Here is a 16,301-nt window from a genome sequence, read left to right on the forward strand (position 1 = left end):
TCCCGGTCGCTGCGGACCCCGGGCCGCACCGAGCGCCGCGACGCGACGAGCCCACGCGAACGCCGGTGGTTCTGCCGATGCCCTCGTGCCGTCCTGCCCGGACAGTGGCCGGGCCAGTTCACGGTGCGGCCCGGTGTCCGAGGTCGGGGCAAGGGCCGCCCACGACACGAGAGGACGACTCCGTCGTGACACGACACATCGGCGCGGCCGTGGCCGCTGCCTGTCTGACCCTGCTGCTCGCACCCGGCGCCCAGGCCGCCGAGACGGCTCCTGCGGGCGTTTCCGGGGCCGCGGGGAATCCGTACGAGCGCGGACCCGCGCCGACCGACGCGAGCACCGAGGCGCTGCGGGGCTCGTACGCGGTCGGCGAGACGAGCGTCTCGTCGTTGGCCGTCAGCGGGTTCGGCGGGGGCACGATCTACTACCCGACGTCGACGAGCGACGGCACGTTCGGGGCGGTGGTGATCGCGCCGGGGTTCACCGCGTACCAGTCGTCGATGGCGTGGCTCGGGCCGCGGCTCGCCTCGCAGGGCTTCGTGGTGTTCACCATCGACACGCTGACGACGCTCGACCAGCCCGACAGCCGCGGGCGGCAACTCCTGTCCGCGCTCGACTACCTGACCCAGCGGAGCTCCGTGCGGGGGCGGGTCGACGCGACCCGGCTCGGTGTGATGGGGCACTCGATGGGCGGCGGCGGGACCCTCGAAGCGGCCAAGAGCCGGCCGTCGCTCAAGGCCGCCGTCCCGCTCACCCCGTGGAACACGGACAAGACCTGGCCCGAGATCACCACGCCCACGCTCGTCATCGGTGCCGACGGCGACACGATCGCGCCCGTCGCCACCCACTCCGAGCCCTTCTACGAGAGCCTCCCCGGCACGTTGGACAAGGCGTACCTGGAGCTCAACGGCGCCACGCACTTCACCCCGAACTCGTCCGACACGACGATCGCGAAGTACAGCCTCTCGTGGCTGAAGCGCTTCATCGACGACGACACCCGCTACGAGCAGTTCCTCTGCCCGCTGCCGCGGCCGAGCCTCACGATCGAGGAGTACCGGGGCACCTGCCCGCACGGCTCCTGACGCTCTGTGCGGCGTCACAGGGCCCAGTTCCCGGTTCTGGGCCACTGCCCAGGACCGGGAACCTTCCGCCGCCCCCTACGGGTCGGTAACCTGACCGCCGTGAGCGGATCGACACCAGCCGCCGCCCCCGGCCCGCGGCTCCACGACCGTACGGCCGAACTCGCTGCCGTGGCGCGCCTGTCGGCCCGTGCCGCCGCCGGATCCCGCGCCGTCCTGTTCGTCACCGGAAGCCCCGGCGAGGGGCGCACCGCCCTCCTCGCCCACGCGGCCCGCACCTTCCCCGGCCCCGCGTACCGGGTCTCCGCGCCCCCGCACCGGGGGCCGTGGGGCGCGGCCCGCGCGCTGTTCGCGGCCCTCGCACCCACCCCGGCGGCCGGACGCCGGGCACTCCGCCGGGCGCGGGACGAGGGCGGACTCGGCCGGGCCTTGGGGACCCTCGTGGCCGAGGCGGACGCGGAGGGCACCGCCTTCGGCCGCTCCCCCGCCGGTGGGCCCGGCCCCGTACTGGTCTGCGTCGACGACCTCCACCTCTGGGACGCGCATTCCCGGGCCGCGCTCGCCGCGACCTGGCGGGAGACCGGTGGACGCGGGCCGGGTCCGCACTCCCCGGTGGGATGGCTCGTGTCGGCGGCCCGGCACCACCGGCTCCCGGACGCGCCGGGGGCGGAGACCGTACGGCTGGGCAGGCTGACCGCGGCCGGTGCGCGGGCCCTGCTGCGTGACCTGTGCCCGGAGGGCGGTGCGGCGGCGGCGGTCGAGGAGCGGTTGGTCGACGAGGCGGCCGGGCATCCGGGCCTCCTCGCCGCGACGGTCCGGCGCCTGACCCCCGCTCAGCTCGCGGGAGCGGTACCCCTGCCGCTGCCCGCCGTCGACGACGACGTCCTCTCCGAGGTGTACGGAGGACTTCTGGCCGGTCTCCCGTCGGCCTCCCGCCGTCTGCTCGCCACGGTCGCCGTGCTGACCCTCGTCGGCCGCGCCGGGGTCGGTGCGTCGAACGCGGGGGCGTACCGGGCGGATGCCGGGGCCCTCCCCTCCGGGGCCCGTGGGACGCGCACGCCGGTGGAGCCGCTGGAGGGGCTGGTCGCGGACGGGCTGCTGTGCCGCAGGGGCGGGGTGATCGGCTTCCACGACGCGTTCCTCGGGCGCGCCGCGCTCGCCTCGACCCGGCCGAGCCGGGGCGAGGAGGACGCTGTCGCGCGTACGGCGGCCTCGACGGCCGGTCCCACGCCTGGCGTGGCAGGCGGCCCGCCGGCCGACGGGGCAGACGGGGCAGACGGGGCAGACGGGGCAGACGGGGCAGACGGGGCGATCGTGGGGCGGGCTCTCACGGCGTCCGGCTCCGCGCCGGGACCTGCCCTCGCCCGTGGCGAGGGCCATCGGGTGGACCGGCTGGGGGCGTCCGCCGCCGTGCGGGCGCTGTCGCCGCTGGTTCGGGGGCGCGCGCAGTTGGTGCGGGGGCTCGCGGCGCTGGCCGGAGGGCCGGTGGGGGACGCGTACGAGGCGCTGCTCCAGGCGGCGGAGCTGTTGCGGGGGCGGGCGCCGGTGGAGGCGTCCGACGCGCGGTTCCTGGCGATGGAGGCGGCGTGGGCGGGGGGTGACGTGGCGGGGTGTCTGGAGGCCCTCGACGGCGGGGAGGACGTGCGGGGTACGGAGCGGGACTTCGCCGACGGGTTGAGCGCCGCGCTGTCGGTACGGCTCGACGAGGGGCGGACGGCGCTGGCGCGGGTGGTCGCGCGGGACGGCGCGGCGGAGGATCCGCGGCTGCTGCTGCGGGCCGGTTCGGCGGCGCTGGTCCTCGGGGACACCGCCGCGGCGGCGCGGGTGCACGCGCGGGCGCTGGCCCGGGCCAGGGCGGAGCGCCGTACGGGCCTGCTGCCGCGGGCGCTCGAGCAGCTCGCGTACGCCGAGCTGCGGGCCGGGCGGTACAGCCGGGCCGCGCGCACGGCACGGGAGGGGCTGCGGGCGGCGGAGGCGACGGGGCAGCACAATGTGGCCGCGCATCAGCACGCGGTGCTGGCCCTGGTGGCGTCGGTGGCGGGGGACGGGCCCGCGGTGGCCGAGCACGCGGGGCGGGCGCTCGCGACGGCGGGCCCGCACGGTCTGGTGCAGGCGTCGACGCTCGCCGAGTGGGCGCTGGCCCGGGCCGAGTTGGGCCGGGGTTTGGCCGACCAGGCCGCCGCACGGCTGGTGCCGCTGGTGCGGCCCGGTCCCCGTGGCGGCCACTTCGCGCTGCGCATGCTGGCGGTCCCGTGCTTCGTCGAGGCCGCCGTCGCGGCGGGCCGGAGGGCGGAGGCCCTGGAGGCGGCCGAGGAGTACGCGGCGTGGGCCGCCCTGGGCGTCGACGGCCCGGCGCCGGCCCAGCTGGCCCGCTGCCGGGCCCTGCTCGCGAAGGGCGAGGGGCCGGCGTACTGGTTCGGTGAGGCCGTGCGCCGCCACGACGGGTGCGGCAACGACTTCGAGCGGGCCCGTACCCTCCTCGCCTACGGCACGTGGCTGAGGCGCCGCCGCCGTCCGGGGGACGCGCGCGGTCCGCTGCGCGACGCCCTCGTCACCTTCGAGCGGGCGGCGGCCGGAGGCTGGGCCGAGCACGCCCGCTCCGAACTGCGCGCGACGGGCGGTGCGTCCGGCGGCGCCACGGGCCCGGGCGGGCGGTGCGCGCTCACCCCCCAGCAGCAGCGCATCGCCCGCCTCGTCGCGCGCGGCGCCACCAACCGGGAGGTCGCCGACCACCTCTCGCTCAGTCCCCGCACCGTCGACCACCACCTCCGCGGCGTCTTCGCCCGGCTCGGCATCCGCTCCCGGGTCGAACTGCCCGCCGTGGTGGGCGGGTGGGACGCGGAGGAGGACGCGCGGGCGACGGGGCCCGGCGGGAGGTAGCCCGCCGACGGGCGACACCCGCCGCGCCGCCCACTCGCCGCGCCCGCCGTGCCGCCCACCCGCCGCGCCGCGTTCAAATCGGTCGCCGACGGGGACCCCCGGGCGGATGATCGGGGAATGACACGCTCCTTCGAAGAACTCGTCGCGGAAGCCTCCGAGGCGTCGGTCGACGGCTGGGACTTCTCCTGGCTCGACGGACGCGCGACGGAGGAACGGCCCTCCTGGGGCTACCGGCGACTGCTCGGCGAGCGGCTGGCGCGGGCTTCGGCCGGTCTCGACCTCCAGACGGGCGGCGGGGAGGTCCTGGGCGGGGTCCCGGTGCTGCCGCCGACGATGGCGGCGACGGAGGCGTGGCCGCCGAACCTCGCCCGGGCCACCCGGCTGCTCCACCCGCGGGGGGTGGTCGTCGTCGCCGATCCCGACAGGCCGCCGCTGCCGTTCGGGGACGCCGCCTTCGACCTCGTCACCAGCCGGCACCCGGTGACCGTGTGGTGGGCGGAGATCGCCCGGGTGCTGCGGCCCGGCGGCACGTACCTGGCCCAGCACGTCGGGCCGGCCAGCGTGTGGGAGCTCGTCGAGCACTTCCTCGGGCCGCAGCCCGAGGCGGCCCGGGCCCGGCGTCCCGACGCCGAGGCGGCGGGGGCGCGTGCGGCCGGTCTGGACGTCGCGGACGTGCGGAGCGAGCGGCTGCGGATGGAGTTCCACGACATCGGCGCCGTCGTCTGGTTCCTGCGCAAGGTCGTCTGGATCGTGCCGGGGTTCACGGTCGAGGGGGAGCTGCCCCGGCTGCGCGAGCTGGACGCGCGGATCCGCGCGGAGGGGCCGTTCGTGGCCCACTCCGCGCGGACCCTGATCGAGGCGCGCAAGCCGGACGCCCCCGCCTAGCCGCCGGGGCGGGGTCAGGTGGTGTGCGGCCGTCAGCCGTTCGTCGGGGTCCAGCCGCCGAGCCAGTGCGCGGTGTCCTGGACGGCGGCCTGAGCGTCCGTCAGGTGGGGGCGGTCGCCGCCGGCGGGGCCCGCGCCGGGGCCGGTGTTGCGGTATTCGGCGAAGCGGTCGGACTTCCAGGAGAAGCCGCCCATGTCCGTCCACGGCGTGGTCTTCACGGCGGCGCCGAGGACGCTGTCGCGGACGGTGGTCTGGGGGTCGAGGGTCGCGTCGCCGCCGGCGTGCCAGGGGCGGCCGAGGTGGAAGCTGCGGGCGGCCACGTCACCGTTCACGGTGGAGCGGGTGATGAGGAAGCCGTTGCGGCCGGCGGCGGTGCTCGGTGCGGTGAGGTAGCCGGCAGAGGTGCCGTCCCAGCGCTTCTTGAGCGTGAGGACGGAGCGGTCGATGACGGCCGTGGCGCGGCCGAAGACGAAGTCGACGTTGCCGATGACGTAGGAGTTGGTCAGGTACACGCGGCCGATCCGGTCGCGGGCGGCGGTGTCGAGGAGGAGGGTGTCCTGGTCGCCGCTGACGATGAGGCCGTCGAGGACGATCCGGTCGCCGGCCGTCCGGAGGGCGACCGCCTGGTGGCCGTTCAGCGTCTGATGGGCCGCTTCGTCGAAGTCGTTGGAGATGCTGAGGTTGCGGGCCTGGAAGTCGTCGGCCTCGACCGCGACGGTGGCGCTGCCGCCGGTGCCGTACGTGCCCGAGCCGTCGGGCCTGGGCGTCCCCGAGGCGTGGCCCTCGACGATGAGGGTGTCCTTGCGGCTGCCTCCGGTGCCCTCGATGGTGACGTGGGGCTTGTTCGCGGGGACCTTCACGGTCTCGCGGTAGATGCCGGGGGCGACGCGGATCACGACCCGGGAGGTGTTGCCCGCCGGGACGGCGTCGACGGCCTTCTGGACGCTCGTGAAGCGGCCGCTGCCGTCCTTGGCGACGGTCAGGGTGGTGGTCGCGGCGGCCGCCGCCGTGGTCGTCGCCGCAGGCGTGGTCGCCGCCGGTGCCTTCGCCGTGGTGCCGAGGGAGGTACGGGGTCCCGCACCGGACTTGACCAGCGCGGGAACGTCGGCCGCCGGGTCGGCGGTGTAAGGGTAGAAGGTCCTCGGGTCGAAGGCGGTGCCGCCGCTCTCGTTGCGGCCGGTGGTGCCGGAGAAGAGGTTGCCGCGCTGGACGAGGCCGGCCGTCGCGTCCTTGATCACCGGGTTGTTCACGCCCTGGAAGTAGCTGTTCTCCAGCAGCATCCGGGTCCTCCCGCGGGCGTAGTTGCCGTAGGCCGAGGCGATCGCCGTGCCGGCGTCGTCCTGGAGGAGGTTGTTGTAGAGGTGCGCGTGGGCGGCGTTGTCGGCCGACGGGTTGCGCTGCCCGGTCTCCCGGAACCAGTTGTGGTGGAGGGTGAGGTCGGCCGTGACGTTCTCGGTCCAACCGATCCCGAAGGTCTTGTTGTTGCTGCTCAGCCTGTTCCAGGACACGGTGACGTACGTCGTGTCCTTGCGGCTGTCGATGAGGCCGTCGGCCATGTTCCGCAGGTCGTTGTGGTCGATCCACACGTGGTGCGCGCCGTCCATCTGCACGGCGTCGAAGTCGTGCTCCTTGTCGTTCCAGACGCCCTGGTACGCATCACGGATCGTCAGGTTCCGGATGATGACGTTGTGGACGCCGGGGCCGAGGAAGAATCCCCCGCCCACGAGGTGGCCGGCGGTGCCCGAGCCGACGATCGTCTTGTCGGAGGCGACCTTGATCTCCCTGCCGACGGGGTTCATCGTGATCGTCCCGGCGACGACGATGACGTACGGCTCCGCCGCGGTGGCGTACTTCTCCAGGTCGGCGAGGGTCCGCACGGTGACCGTCGCCCCGTCCCGCCCTCCGTACGTCCCGTTCTGCCCGAGGGCGTTCACCGAGGCGAACCCGTCGGCGGCGGCCCGCGCCCACGCCGGCGCGTCGGCGGCCGTGGCCCGGGGGCCCGCGCCCTCGCCGAACGCTCCGAAGGCCGCGCCGTACGCCAGCAGTCCGGCCGCCGCGAGGGCCGCCGGGGTTCCGATCGCCCACGCTCTTCCGCGCCGCCTGTGCCTCGCCCTGCCGCGGGTCTCGCTCACTTCGTGGTCCTTCCGTCCGTGGGGGGGGTGCGGCTCTGCCCCGGAGGGGCGGCCGGTGAGTGAGTCGCCGCCGTGACGGGAAAGGTTGCCGCCCCCTCGTGGTCGGTTCCGTGATCGGCTCCGTGGCAGGTTCCCGACCGGTGCCGGACCCGTACGCCCCGCCCCCGGTCAGTCGTCCGGGGCGATGACGACGACCTGGTCGGCGGGGTCCCAGTGGCGTACGTGGGCCTTCGGGGGGTTGAGGCGTACGCCGTGGTGGGGGGCGGTCGTGGCGTGGCGGTGGGAGCGGTAGCCGATGGCGGTGGCGCCTTGGCGGGCGGCGGATTCGACGACGGTGGCGAAGGAGGTGGGGCGGCCGGTGGCGACGTAGCGGTCGGCGGGGCGGAGGTGGAGGGAGTTGCCGTCGGCGGCGAAGAGCTCCTGGAAGACGGCGGCCAAGTGGGGGTTCTGGGAGATCTGGGTCATGAGGAGGCCGATGGTCCTGCCGCTGACGAGGAAGTCGGTCGCCGCGGTGCGGGGGGCGATGAAATGGCTGCGGTCGTCGGTGAGTTCGGCGACGACGGGGACGGGGTGCGCGCTGTGGCGCTGCAGTTCCCGTAAGTGGAGGAGGGTGACGAGGGTGTGGTCGTCCGGGTCGTCGCGGCCTCGGCGGCGGTCGGGGCCGAGGACGATGACGGCGTCGTAGCCGGTGAGGTCCCCTGCCGCCGTGGTCTCGGGGCGGCTGGGGTCGCCCCGGTGGTGGCGGAGCGGGAGGCGGTGGCCGACGGCTTCGGTGGCGGTGCGGACGGCGGTGAGGGTCGTCGCGGTGGGTTCGGCGACGACGTCGAGGGTGGAGCCCGGCGGTGTGGCCCGTGCCAGTCGGTGGGCGATGCGGGGCGCGCGGCGGTTCCAGCCGAGGAGGAGGTAGCGCTCGGGTGGGGCGGGTGCCGGGGGCGGGGGTGTGGCGACGGCGGTCGGGTCGTAGGGCACCGGAGGGTCGGCGGGGTGGGTCGTGTCGGTGTCCTCGGCGACGACGAGGAGGCGGTCGCCGGGGTCGAGCGGGGTGTCGGCGGGCGGGTTGAGGAGGACGGTTCCGTCGCCGCGGACCAGGCCGACCCCGCATGACTCCGGGCAGCGGGCGGAGGCCTTCTTGAACGTCAGGCCGGCCGGGCCGGGTGCGGGCAGGGTGTGGAACTCGTGGCCGGCGAAGTCGAGCAGTTCCCGGTGGACGGGGGAGAGTCCGGGGGTGCGCGCGTACTGGACGAGGAGCCGGGCGGCGATGTCGTCGGTGTGCAGGACGGTGGCCCGGGGTCCGCCGGCGAGGCGGGCGGCGGCGAGGTGGCGGTCGCCCCGTACGGCGGCGATGACGCGGACCGGGTGTTCGTCCCCGGCGGCGGCGGTGAGGGACAGCAGGGTCTTCACGGTCTCGGCGTCGTCGCGGGGGCTGTCCCGGGGCAGGACGAGTACGGACTCCGCGGCGGTCGGGCTCACCCGGGCGAGCGCGGTGGGGTCGGCGGGCCGGCCGGTGCGGACGATGACCCGGGTGCGGCCCGTGGTGCCGACGGCGGCGCGGAGTTCGTCCTCCATCGCGGTCTTGACCCGGTCGGCGAGGACGGTGACGACGCTCCGGCCGCGCCGGGCGGCGGCGGCCCGGGCGGTGACGAGTTCGGCGACGACGGTGGGGATCTGCTCGGACCAGCCGAGCACGACGGTGTGTCCGCGTTCCAGGACGGTGGAGTGGCCCCGGTTGAGGGCGATGAGCTTGTCGGTGATGCCGGTGGTGATGAGGCTGACGAGGGTGGAGACGTAGAGGAGGGCGATGAGGGCGAGGAGGACGGAGAGGGCGACGCGCAGCGGCGGGCCGACCTCGCCGCCGAGTCGGAGGGTCTGTCCGGTGCTCCGCCAGACCGCCGCGATGCGGGAGCCCAGGGAGGCGGGGGCGCGGTCGTCGGTCCACACCAGCAGGGCGCTGACGGGGACGACGAGCAGCAGGCAGGCGAGGGCCAGCCAGCCGACGAGCGCGGGTGTCCCGCGGGTCAGGACGGTGTCGAACCAGTAGCGGAGACGCGCCTCGGTGGTGTCGAACCAGTGGCGGAGGCGTGCCTCGGTGGTGCCGGTCCGGGACGGGGGCCGTCCGGGGGGTGCGGGTGGTGTGACGGTCCTGCCCGTGTCGGATCCCGGTGCGTGGTTCCGCTGCTGTGGAACCACCTTGCTGCCTTCTGTGCGCACGTCAGCAGCGTGGCGCCCGGCCGTGGCCGGCGGGGCGCCATCGCCGCAGGTTCATCCCTTCGTGATCAGTGTCCGGGGTGCTGGTCAGGCGTACGGGTCGAAGGTGATCCCGGCCGGTTTGGCCTTGGCGAGGTGGGCGGCGAAGTTGGCGTCCTTGAGGCCGAAGTGGGCGCTGCCGAAGTCGGCCCGGCTGAGCTTGTCGCGGAGGCCTGCGGGGTAGCCGTTCCAGCCGACGAGGCTCGGGAACTGCCAGGTGTGCTGGTGGTTCTCGGGCGGTTCGTCGTTGGTGTTGGCGGGGCGGAAGCAGTGGGTTCCGATGCCGTCCTTGTGGTAGACGACCTTGGGGTGGGTGCCGTCCCAGCGGATGCGGTCGCGGGCGTTGGTGACGAAGTCGCCGTGGGCCGAGGTGGAGACGTACTGGGCCTGGTTGTCCCGGACCCAGACGACGACGTGTTCCCAGTCATGGCGGTGGCCGCCGAGGCTGCTGCCGGGTACGGCCTGGTCCTTCTCGAAGTAGAGGCCGTAGAGGATCGCGCACCAGCCGTTGTTGCACTTGTAGCGCGCGTAGCCGTTGGTGTTGGTGAGGTCCCAGGAGTCGCGGCACTGGCCGTTGAGGGCGCCCGACGGGTTGAGGCCGCCGTTGAGGGTGCCGTCGGGGCCGATGGCGGGGGTGGGGTAGCAGCCGTCCGTGTCGTAGTCGAAGGCCGGTTGGAAGGTCTGTTCCAGGCCGTCGGCGTTGGCGGGCAGGGCGGTGGGCGGGGCTGCGAGGGCGCTGTTCGGCAGGGCGATGAGCAGGGCGAGGGCGCCGGTGAGGGCGAGGGCGCCCCTGGTGACGTACGCCGGTGTCTTCACTACGTCCCCTTGGGTCGGAGGCATGGTGCGGGCAGCCCATGTTGGCATGGACAGCTCACACCTGTGGCTCACCGGACCAAACCGGGAGTCCCGGCGCATCACATGCACGGCGCCCCCTGGGCCGGCACCGCCGTCCACACCGGCGGCCGGCAGGTCTCCCCCAAGGGCCGCGCCTGGAAGGCCAAGTGGTGGACGACCGGCGAAGAGCCCGGCACCACCGGCCAGTGGGGCGTCCGGCAGGACCTCGGCGCCTGCCGACCCCCCGCCCCCGCCCGGCCAGGGGCGTGCCCGACGGATCCCGTCGGGCGCACCCCTTCGGCGTTCGGCGACCGAATCGACTAGACGATACGGTTCGTCTCGCTTAAGGTGGCGTCATGACCACCACCTCCCCCGCGCACATCGCCATGTTCTCCATCGCCGCCCACGGACACGTGAACCCCAGCCTGGAGGTCATCCGCGAGCTCGTCGCGCGCGGCCACCGGGTCAGCTACGCCGTCCCCGCCTCCTTCGCCGAGAAGGTCGCCGCGACCGGAGCCACCCCCGTCGTCTACGGGTCCGTCCTGCCGACCGACGACGACCCGGACGCCTGGGGCACGGAACTCATCGACAACATCGAACCCTTCCTGGCCGACGCGGTGCAGGCGCTGCCGCAGCTCGCGAAGGCCTTCGAGGAGGACCGGCCCGACCTCGTCCTGCACGACATCACCTCGTACCCGGCGCCCGTGCTCGCCCACGGATGGGGCGTGCCCGCGCTGTCCCTGTGGCCCAACCTGGTGCCGTGGGAGGGATACGAGGAGGAGGTCGCCGAGCCCATGTACGCCGAGCTCAAGGCGTCGGAGCGCGGCAAGGCGTACTACGCGCGCTTCGAGGAGTGGCTCGCCGGCCACGGGATCGACACGGAGCCCGACCGGTTCGTGGCGCGGCCGCGCCGTGCGGTCGTGCTCATCCCGAAGGCGCTCCAGCCCCACGCCGACCGGGTGGACGAGTCCGTGTACACGTTCGTCGGCGCCTGCCAGGGCGCCCGCGCCGAGCAGGGCGGGTGGCGGCGGCCCGAAGGCGCCCGGAAGGTGCTCCTCGTCTCCCTGGGGTCCTCCTTCACCAAGCAGCCCGGCTTCTACCGGGACTGCGTGGAGGCGTTCCGCGACCTTCCCGACTGGCATGTCGTCCTGCAGATCGGGAAGTTCGTCGACCCGGCCGAACTCGGCGACCTGCCCGCCCACGTCGAGGCGCACGCCTGGGTTCCCCAGCTCGCGATCCTCCGCGAGGCCGACGCGTTCGTCACGCACGCGGGCGCGGGCGGGAGCCAGGAAGGCCTCGCCACCGCCACCCCGATGGTCGCCGTGCCCCAGGCCGTCGACCAGTTCGGGAACGCCGCCGTGCTGGAGTCGCTGGGCGTCGCCCGTCACCTGCCGATGGAGGAGGTCACCCCGGAGCGCCTGCGCGAGGCCGTGCTCGCCCTGGCCGACGACCCCGAAGTGGCCCGCCGCGCAGGGGAGATCCAGGAATCGATGACCCGCGAGGGCGGCACGCGCCGCGCCGCCGACCTCGTCGAGGCGGAACTCGCCGGACTCCCGCGCCGGGCGGCGGACCGGCCGGCCCGCGCGTAGGGTCGCACCCTGGTCGGCCGGCCTGCTACGGGACGCTCCCGTACCGCCGTCCCCGGGCAGGCGGCCCGTCGCTCCGGGCGGAGGGACGGGCCGCCGAGGGGCGGGGTCAGACCACGGCACCCGCCCGCCGCCGGGGCACGGCCGTGGGTGCGGGCTTGGGCGCCGGGTGCCGTCCCTCCAGGACCACCGCCAGCGGCAGGGCCGTGAACACGGTGGAGGCCATGCCCAGGACGACGCCCGCGAGGAGCGCGACGGAGAAGTCGGTGAGCGAGTCGCCGCCCAGGACCGCCAGCGCCACGAGGACGAAGAGCGCCCCCATGCCGGTGTTGACCGTACGGGGCAGGGTCTGAGCGACGGCCCGGTCGGCGAGGTCCGCCAGCGGAACACCGCCGCCTCGGCGGCGCAGCTCCCGCAGCCGGTCGAGGACGACGACCGAGTCGTTGACGGAGTAGCCCACGACGGTCAGCAGCGCGGCCAGGAAGACGCTGTCGAACGGCTTGCCCAGCCAGGCGAAGAGGCCGACGACGAGCAGCACGTCCTGGGTCATCGCGGCCACCGCCGCCGTCGCGTACGTCCAGCGGAACCGCACGGTCAGATAGAGGAGTTGGGCGGCCACGGCCAGCCCGAGGGCGAGCAGGGCATGGGTGCGCAGCTCGCCGCCGAGGCTCGGTCCGATCAGGTCGTCGCGCTCCACGGAGACCGGGCCCGCGACCCCGGTGAGCGCCTCGCGGATCTCCCGCTGCTCGCCGTCGCCGGTCTCACGGACCCGGACCGACACGTCGGCGCCGCCGTCACCGGCCGTCTGGACGACGGCGTCCGGGAAGCCGGCCGCGGCGATCGCCTCGCGGGCCTCGTCGGCGTCGACCGGGCGCTCCGCCGCGTACCGCACGACCCGGCCGCCGGTGAACTCCACGCCGAACTCCACGCCCCGGACGCCGATCCCGGCCAGCGCCACGAGGAGGAGCCCCACGCAGCCGGTGAGCCAGCGGCGCCGGTACGCCGTCACGCGGGGGGCCCGGCGGGCCAGCCGCGTCCGCAGCCGGCCGAGCGACGCGATGCCGGTCAGCGCCGGACGGCGGCGCACCGCCGGAACGCGCAGGGCGACGTCGGCGAGCAGCCGGGTGATCACCATCGCGGTGAGGACCGAGGTGGCGACGCCGATCGCCAGCGTCACCCCGAAGCCCTTGACCGGGCCCGTGGCGAAGGCGAACAGCAGGCCGGCCGCGAGCAGGGTCGTGACGTGGGAGTCGGCGACCGCGCTCCACACCTTGCCGAACGCCGCCGTCACCGGCCGCCGCAGATCGCGTCCGGCGGCCCGGCCCAGGGCCGCGTACTCCTCCCTGGCCCGTTCGAAGACCAGCACGTTGGCGTCCACGGCGATCCCGACGGCCAGGACGAACCCGGCGAGCCCGGGCAGGGTGAGGGTGGCGCCCAGGGCGACCACCGCGGCGTACGAGATGAGCCCGTACAGCAGGAGGGCGGCGGTGGCGAGCACCCCCAGGAGGCGGTAGACGACGATGACGAAGAGTCCGGTGCAAGCCAGGCCGATCGCCGCCGCCAGCGCGCTGGCCCTGATCGCCTCGGCGCCCAGCGTCGGTCCCACGGTGCTCTGCTCGACCGTCGTCACCGGCACGGGCAGCGCGCCGCCCTGGACGAGCGCCGCGAGGTCACGCGCCTCCCCCGCCGAGAACCCCCCGGTGATCTGCGCGGAGCCGCCCCCGATGCCCGACCCGCAGGGGACACCGGCCTGCATGGCCGGAGCGGAGACGATCCGGTCGTCGAGCACGATCGCGACCCGGCGCGCCGGGTCCGCGGGTCCCGCGCAGGCCGCCTCGCCGGTCAGCCGCGCCCAGCCGCCCGCGGCGCGGTCGCGGAAGGACAGGTCGACCGTCCACCCGCGGCCGCCGGTCGTGTCGAGCACGGCCTCGGCGCTCTCGACGCCGTCGCCGGAGAGGGCGGGTGCGGCCAGGGCGAGGAAGCGGCCCGGCGCGTCCGGGTCGGCCAGGACGCGCGTCCCGGCCGCGCCGGCGGGACCGGCCGGCCCCCGGGCCTCGCCGGTGACCGCGTGGAAGGTGAGCTGCGCCGTCCGGCCGATCACCTCGGCCGCCCGCTGCGGATCGCGGAGGCCGGGCAGTTCGACGACGATCCGCCGCTCACCGGCACGGGCGAGCGAGGGCTCCGCGACACCGAGGCCGTCGACACGCTTGCGGAGCACCTCCAGGGCACGGTCGGTGGCCGCGGCGTCGGCGCGGGTCGTGGGTCCGTCCTCGGTCTCGAGGACGATGCGCGTCCCGCCGCGGAGGTCGAGTCCTAGGCGGGGCGAGGTGGTCAGGGCGATCCACAGGGCGAGCGCGACGACGGCGCACGCGAGGAGCGCGCGCCGGAGCGCGGAACGAGCTGGCATGGGTACTCCACAGGCAGCGCACGGATCCGGCGGGCGTCACCCTTCACGGGGAGCCCTGGCCGGCCGTGCCGGACGTACGGTCGGATGCGCGTCGCCGACCGGTCCGGGGCATGCCGAAGACCCGGACGGCGACGCGGGAGAGCGTCAGTCGTGCCGGGGAGAAGGAGGCCCGCGGGGATCCCGCGGACCGTGCGAACCGCCGGGCGGCGCCCGCTCACGGCGCGGATCGCCCACCACGACGCCCCGTGCCGGTACGGGAACGTCGGCGATCGCCGGGGCCGGGGCGGCGGGGGCTCCGGGGAACCGCACCGGGTTCTCCACGGCCGCCGTCACCCGTACGCCGGCGGAGGCCCCGAAGTGCGGCTCCGGCGAGGCGACCTGGCGGGAGGCCGGCGCGGCCGGGGCCTCCGGGACCGCCGGGCCGTGCGGGGCCGACACCGCGCTCACGGGCGCCGCGGCGCCCACGGCCGTCGCACCGGACGGAGAGAGCAGGAGGAGGGACGAGATCGCCCAGAGCAGCACGGGCAGGAGGGTCGCGAGCCGTCGGGGGGAGAACCTCACCGCCCCGCACCTCCCCTCGTCCGTCGTGTCGGCCGACCCGTCGCGCTCAGCCTAGCCCGGGGGCGGGACGCGCGGGCCACCCGGCCCCGTACACAGTGCGGTTGGGTACGCGGGTGAGTACGCGTGCTCATCCCCGTACCCCCACGGCAGGGCGACGATGGTCCGGTCAGCGCATCCTTCCCGGAGTCAGGGGTCGTCCGTGCTCAGTCGTCTCGCCGCCCGCGTCGTGCCGTTGTTCGGCCGGCTGACCGTCACCGCGGACGCCGGAGCCTCCATCGAGCCCGGCAGCATCCTGGTCGTGAACCACACGTCGACGGCCGACCCCGCCCTGGTCCTCGCCGCGCTCCGCAAGCGCCTCGCCCTGGAGCCGGTGGTGCTCGCCACGGCGGGTCTGTGGCGCGTCCCGGTGCTCGGCCGGGCGTTGACCCGCGAAGGCCACGTGCCGGTCCACCGGAACTCGGCACGGGCCGCCGCCGCGCTCGACGCCGCCGCGGTCGCCCTCGCCTCGGGACGGCACGTGATGCTGTACGCCGAGGGCCGCATCCCGCCCCGCCTCGACGCCGCCGAGAACCCGCCCGAGATGTTCCGCACCGGGCTCGCCCGGCTCGCCGGCGCCACCGGGGCGCAGGTCGTGCCGATCGGGCAGGCGGGGGCCCGGCGCATCACCTCCGGCGGTCGCGCGAAGCAGATCGCCGGAGTCCTCACGGCGCCCGTCCGCCGACCCGGCCTCCACGTCCACATCGGGACCCCGCTCCGGCTGCCCGCCGACGTGGCCGCCGCGACGCGGCTCGCCCACGGCGCCGTGACCGAGGCCTGGCGCACGGCGGCGGGAGCCCTGGGCGAACCGGCGGCCTTCGCCGACGAGTCACCCGCCGTGCCGCCGCGCGCGGGCCGGCGGGGGCGGCCTGACCGGCGCCGCGGCTGATCCACCGGCGTTCTTCGGCGCGGCGCCACAAGCCGATCCGCCGACGGTCCGTCAGGCCGTGTCGTCCTGGGCGCGCGGCGCCGAGTGCCCCTCGGCGTCCGCCCGTACGGCCGCTTACTAGACGCGTGTCAAGTAACATGGCGGAGTGCCTCCCCGACGACGCCTCAGCCCCGCCGAACGCCGCGCCCAGCTCCTGGACGTCGCCGCGGTCCTCTTCGCGGCGCAGCCGTACGACGAGGTGCGGATGGAGGCGGTCGCCGAGCGCGCCGGCGTCTCCCGCGCGCTGCTCTACCAGCACTTCCCGAGCAAGCGCGACCTGTTCGCCGCGCTCTACCAGGCGGTCTCCGAGGACCTGTTGGCGAAGACACGGCTCGACCCCGCCGACACGCTCGTCGAGCAACTGGTCGAGGGGCTGGACGCGCACATCGCGTACTTCGCGGAGAACCGGAACACGGTCCTCGCGGCGAACCGCGTGCTGGCCGGCGACCGTCTCGTCCAGACGATCATCGCCGAGGAACTCGACGCCCTGCGCGAGCGTCTGCTCGGGGTGCTGCCGCTCGCCGACGAGCGGACCCGGGCGGCCGTTTCGGGGGTGCTGAAGAGCTGGCTGGTCTTCGTGCAGGCGCTGTGCGTCGACTGGCTGACCCACGAGACCTGTACCCGTACCGAACTGCGGGACGTGTGCGTCGGGGCGGTCGTCGGGGCCCTGCGGCCCCTGCTCGACGAGGACCCGGCCCCGGACTGGCCGCCGCGCTGAACGAAGGCCCGCGC

General features: G+C 75.4%; 11 protein-coding genes and 1 pseudogene. 7 read left to right on the top strand and 5 right to left on the bottom strand.

The features are described from left to right. The first annotated feature begins 185 nt into the window (after positions 1 to 185). The 3 genes from ACIQFX_RS20050 to ACIQFX_RS20060 all read left to right on the top strand — a co-directional run bounded on the left by ACIQFX_RS20050 (position 186) and on the right by ACIQFX_RS20060 (position 4,841). Positions 186 to 1,079 carry an alpha/beta hydrolase family protein gene (locus ACIQFX_RS20050; RefSeq protein ID WP_402464896.1) on the top strand — a complete coding sequence of 298 codons (894 nt, stop codon included), beginning with the start codon at positions 186 to 188 and terminating at the stop codon, positions 1,077 to 1,079. A 99-nt stretch (positions 1,080 to 1,178) separates the two neighbouring features. Beyond that, positions 1,179 to 3,956: a LuxR C-terminal-related transcriptional regulator gene (locus ACIQFX_RS20055; protein WP_402464898.1), complete on the top strand. Its 2,778-nt coding sequence runs from the start codon at positions 1,179 to 1,181 to the stop codon at positions 3,954 to 3,956. A gap of 117 nt (positions 3,957 to 4,073) precedes the next feature. After that, positions 4,074 to 4,841 (top strand): class I SAM-dependent methyltransferase, encoded by a 768-nt coding sequence (locus ACIQFX_RS20060; protein WP_402464901.1) that lies wholly within the window; start codon positions 4,074 to 4,076, stop codon positions 4,839 to 4,841. A gap of 32 nt (positions 4,842 to 4,873) precedes the next feature. On the opposite strand, the gene ACIQFX_RS20065 is transcribed toward ACIQFX_RS20060, so the two are convergent. The 3 genes from ACIQFX_RS20065 to ACIQFX_RS20075 form a co-directional block, all read right to left on the bottom strand. Further along, positions 4,874 to 6,973 (bottom strand): pectinesterase family protein, encoded by a 2,100-nt coding sequence (locus ACIQFX_RS20065; RefSeq protein WP_402464903.1) that lies wholly within the window; start codon positions 6,971 to 6,973, stop codon positions 4,874 to 4,876. A gap of 168 nt (positions 6,974 to 7,141) precedes the next feature. Continuing rightward, complete coding sequence (locus tag ACIQFX_RS20070; protein WP_402464908.1) at positions 7,142 to 9,181, bottom strand: NAD-binding lipoprotein; 2,040 nt, start codon at positions 9,179 to 9,181, stop codon at positions 7,142 to 7,144. Positions 9,182 to 9,265: 84 nt separating this feature from the next. Beyond that, a complete protein-coding gene (locus ACIQFX_RS20075; RefSeq protein ID WP_402464911.1) occupies positions 9,266 to 10,057 on the bottom strand; it encodes an NPP1 family protein in 792 nt (263 codons plus the stop codon). Positions 10,058 to 10,144: 87 nt separating this feature from the next. Between ACIQFX_RS20075 and ACIQFX_RS20080 the strand changes: the two are divergent. Next, a pseudogene (locus ACIQFX_RS20080) lies at positions 10,145 to 10,288 on the top strand (carbohydrate-binding protein); the annotation flags it as partial. A gap of 119 nt (positions 10,289 to 10,407) precedes the next feature. Next, positions 10,408 to 11,640: a macrolide-inactivating glycosyltransferase gene (gene mgt / locus ACIQFX_RS20085; RefSeq protein ID WP_402464914.1), complete on the top strand. Its 1,233-nt coding sequence runs from the start codon at positions 10,408 to 10,410 to the stop codon at positions 11,638 to 11,640. A 106-nt stretch (positions 11,641 to 11,746) separates the two neighbouring features. Here mgt and secD read toward each other — a convergent pair whose 3' ends face one another. Both secD and ACIQFX_RS20095 read right to left on the bottom strand, forming a co-directional pair. Beyond that, positions 11,747 to 14,044 carry a protein translocase subunit SecD gene (gene secD, locus ACIQFX_RS20090; RefSeq protein WP_402464917.1) on the bottom strand — a complete coding sequence of 766 codons (2,298 nt, stop codon included), beginning with the start codon at positions 14,042 to 14,044 and terminating at the stop codon, positions 11,747 to 11,749. A 144-nt stretch (positions 14,045 to 14,188) separates the two neighbouring features. After that, positions 14,189 to 14,605, bottom strand: coding sequence for a hypothetical protein (locus tag ACIQFX_RS20095; protein WP_402464919.1), 417 nt, complete (start codon positions 14,603 to 14,605; stop codon positions 14,189 to 14,191). A 199-nt stretch (positions 14,606 to 14,804) separates the two neighbouring features. Here ACIQFX_RS20095 and ACIQFX_RS20100 point away from each other — a divergent pair, with 199 nt between their 5' ends. Beyond that, complete coding sequence (locus ACIQFX_RS20100; RefSeq protein WP_402464921.1) at positions 14,805 to 15,530, top strand: lysophospholipid acyltransferase family protein; 726 nt, start codon at positions 14,805 to 14,807, stop codon at positions 15,528 to 15,530. Positions 15,531 to 15,675: 145 nt separating this feature from the next. Further along, positions 15,676 to 16,287, top strand: coding sequence for a TetR/AcrR family transcriptional regulator (locus ACIQFX_RS20105; protein WP_402464924.1), 612 nt, complete (start codon positions 15,676 to 15,678; stop codon positions 16,285 to 16,287). Positions 16,288 to 16,301: the final 14 nt, after the last annotated feature.

This window comes from Streptomyces sp. NPDC093089 (assembly GCF_044754405.1).
In the GTDB taxonomy this organism is placed as follows: Bacteria; Actinomycetota; Actinomycetes; order Streptomycetales; family Streptomycetaceae; genus Streptomyces.

Coding starts and splice junctions, on each gene's coding strand:
- ACIQFX_RS20060 (WP_402464901.1), top strand. CDS start 4,074: ATGACACGCTCCTTCGAAGAACTCGTCGCGGAAGCCTCCGAGGCGTCG.
- mgt (WP_402464914.1), top strand. CDS start 10,408: ATGACCACCACCTCCCCCGCGCACATCGCCATGTTCTCCATCGCCGCC.
- ACIQFX_RS20075 (WP_402464911.1), bottom strand. CDS start 10,057: ATGCCTCCGACCCAAGGGGACGTAGTGAAGACACCGGCGTACGTCACC.
- secD (WP_402464917.1), bottom strand. CDS start 14,044: ATGCCAGCTCGTTCCGCGCTCCGGCGCGCGCTCCTCGCGTGCGCCGTC.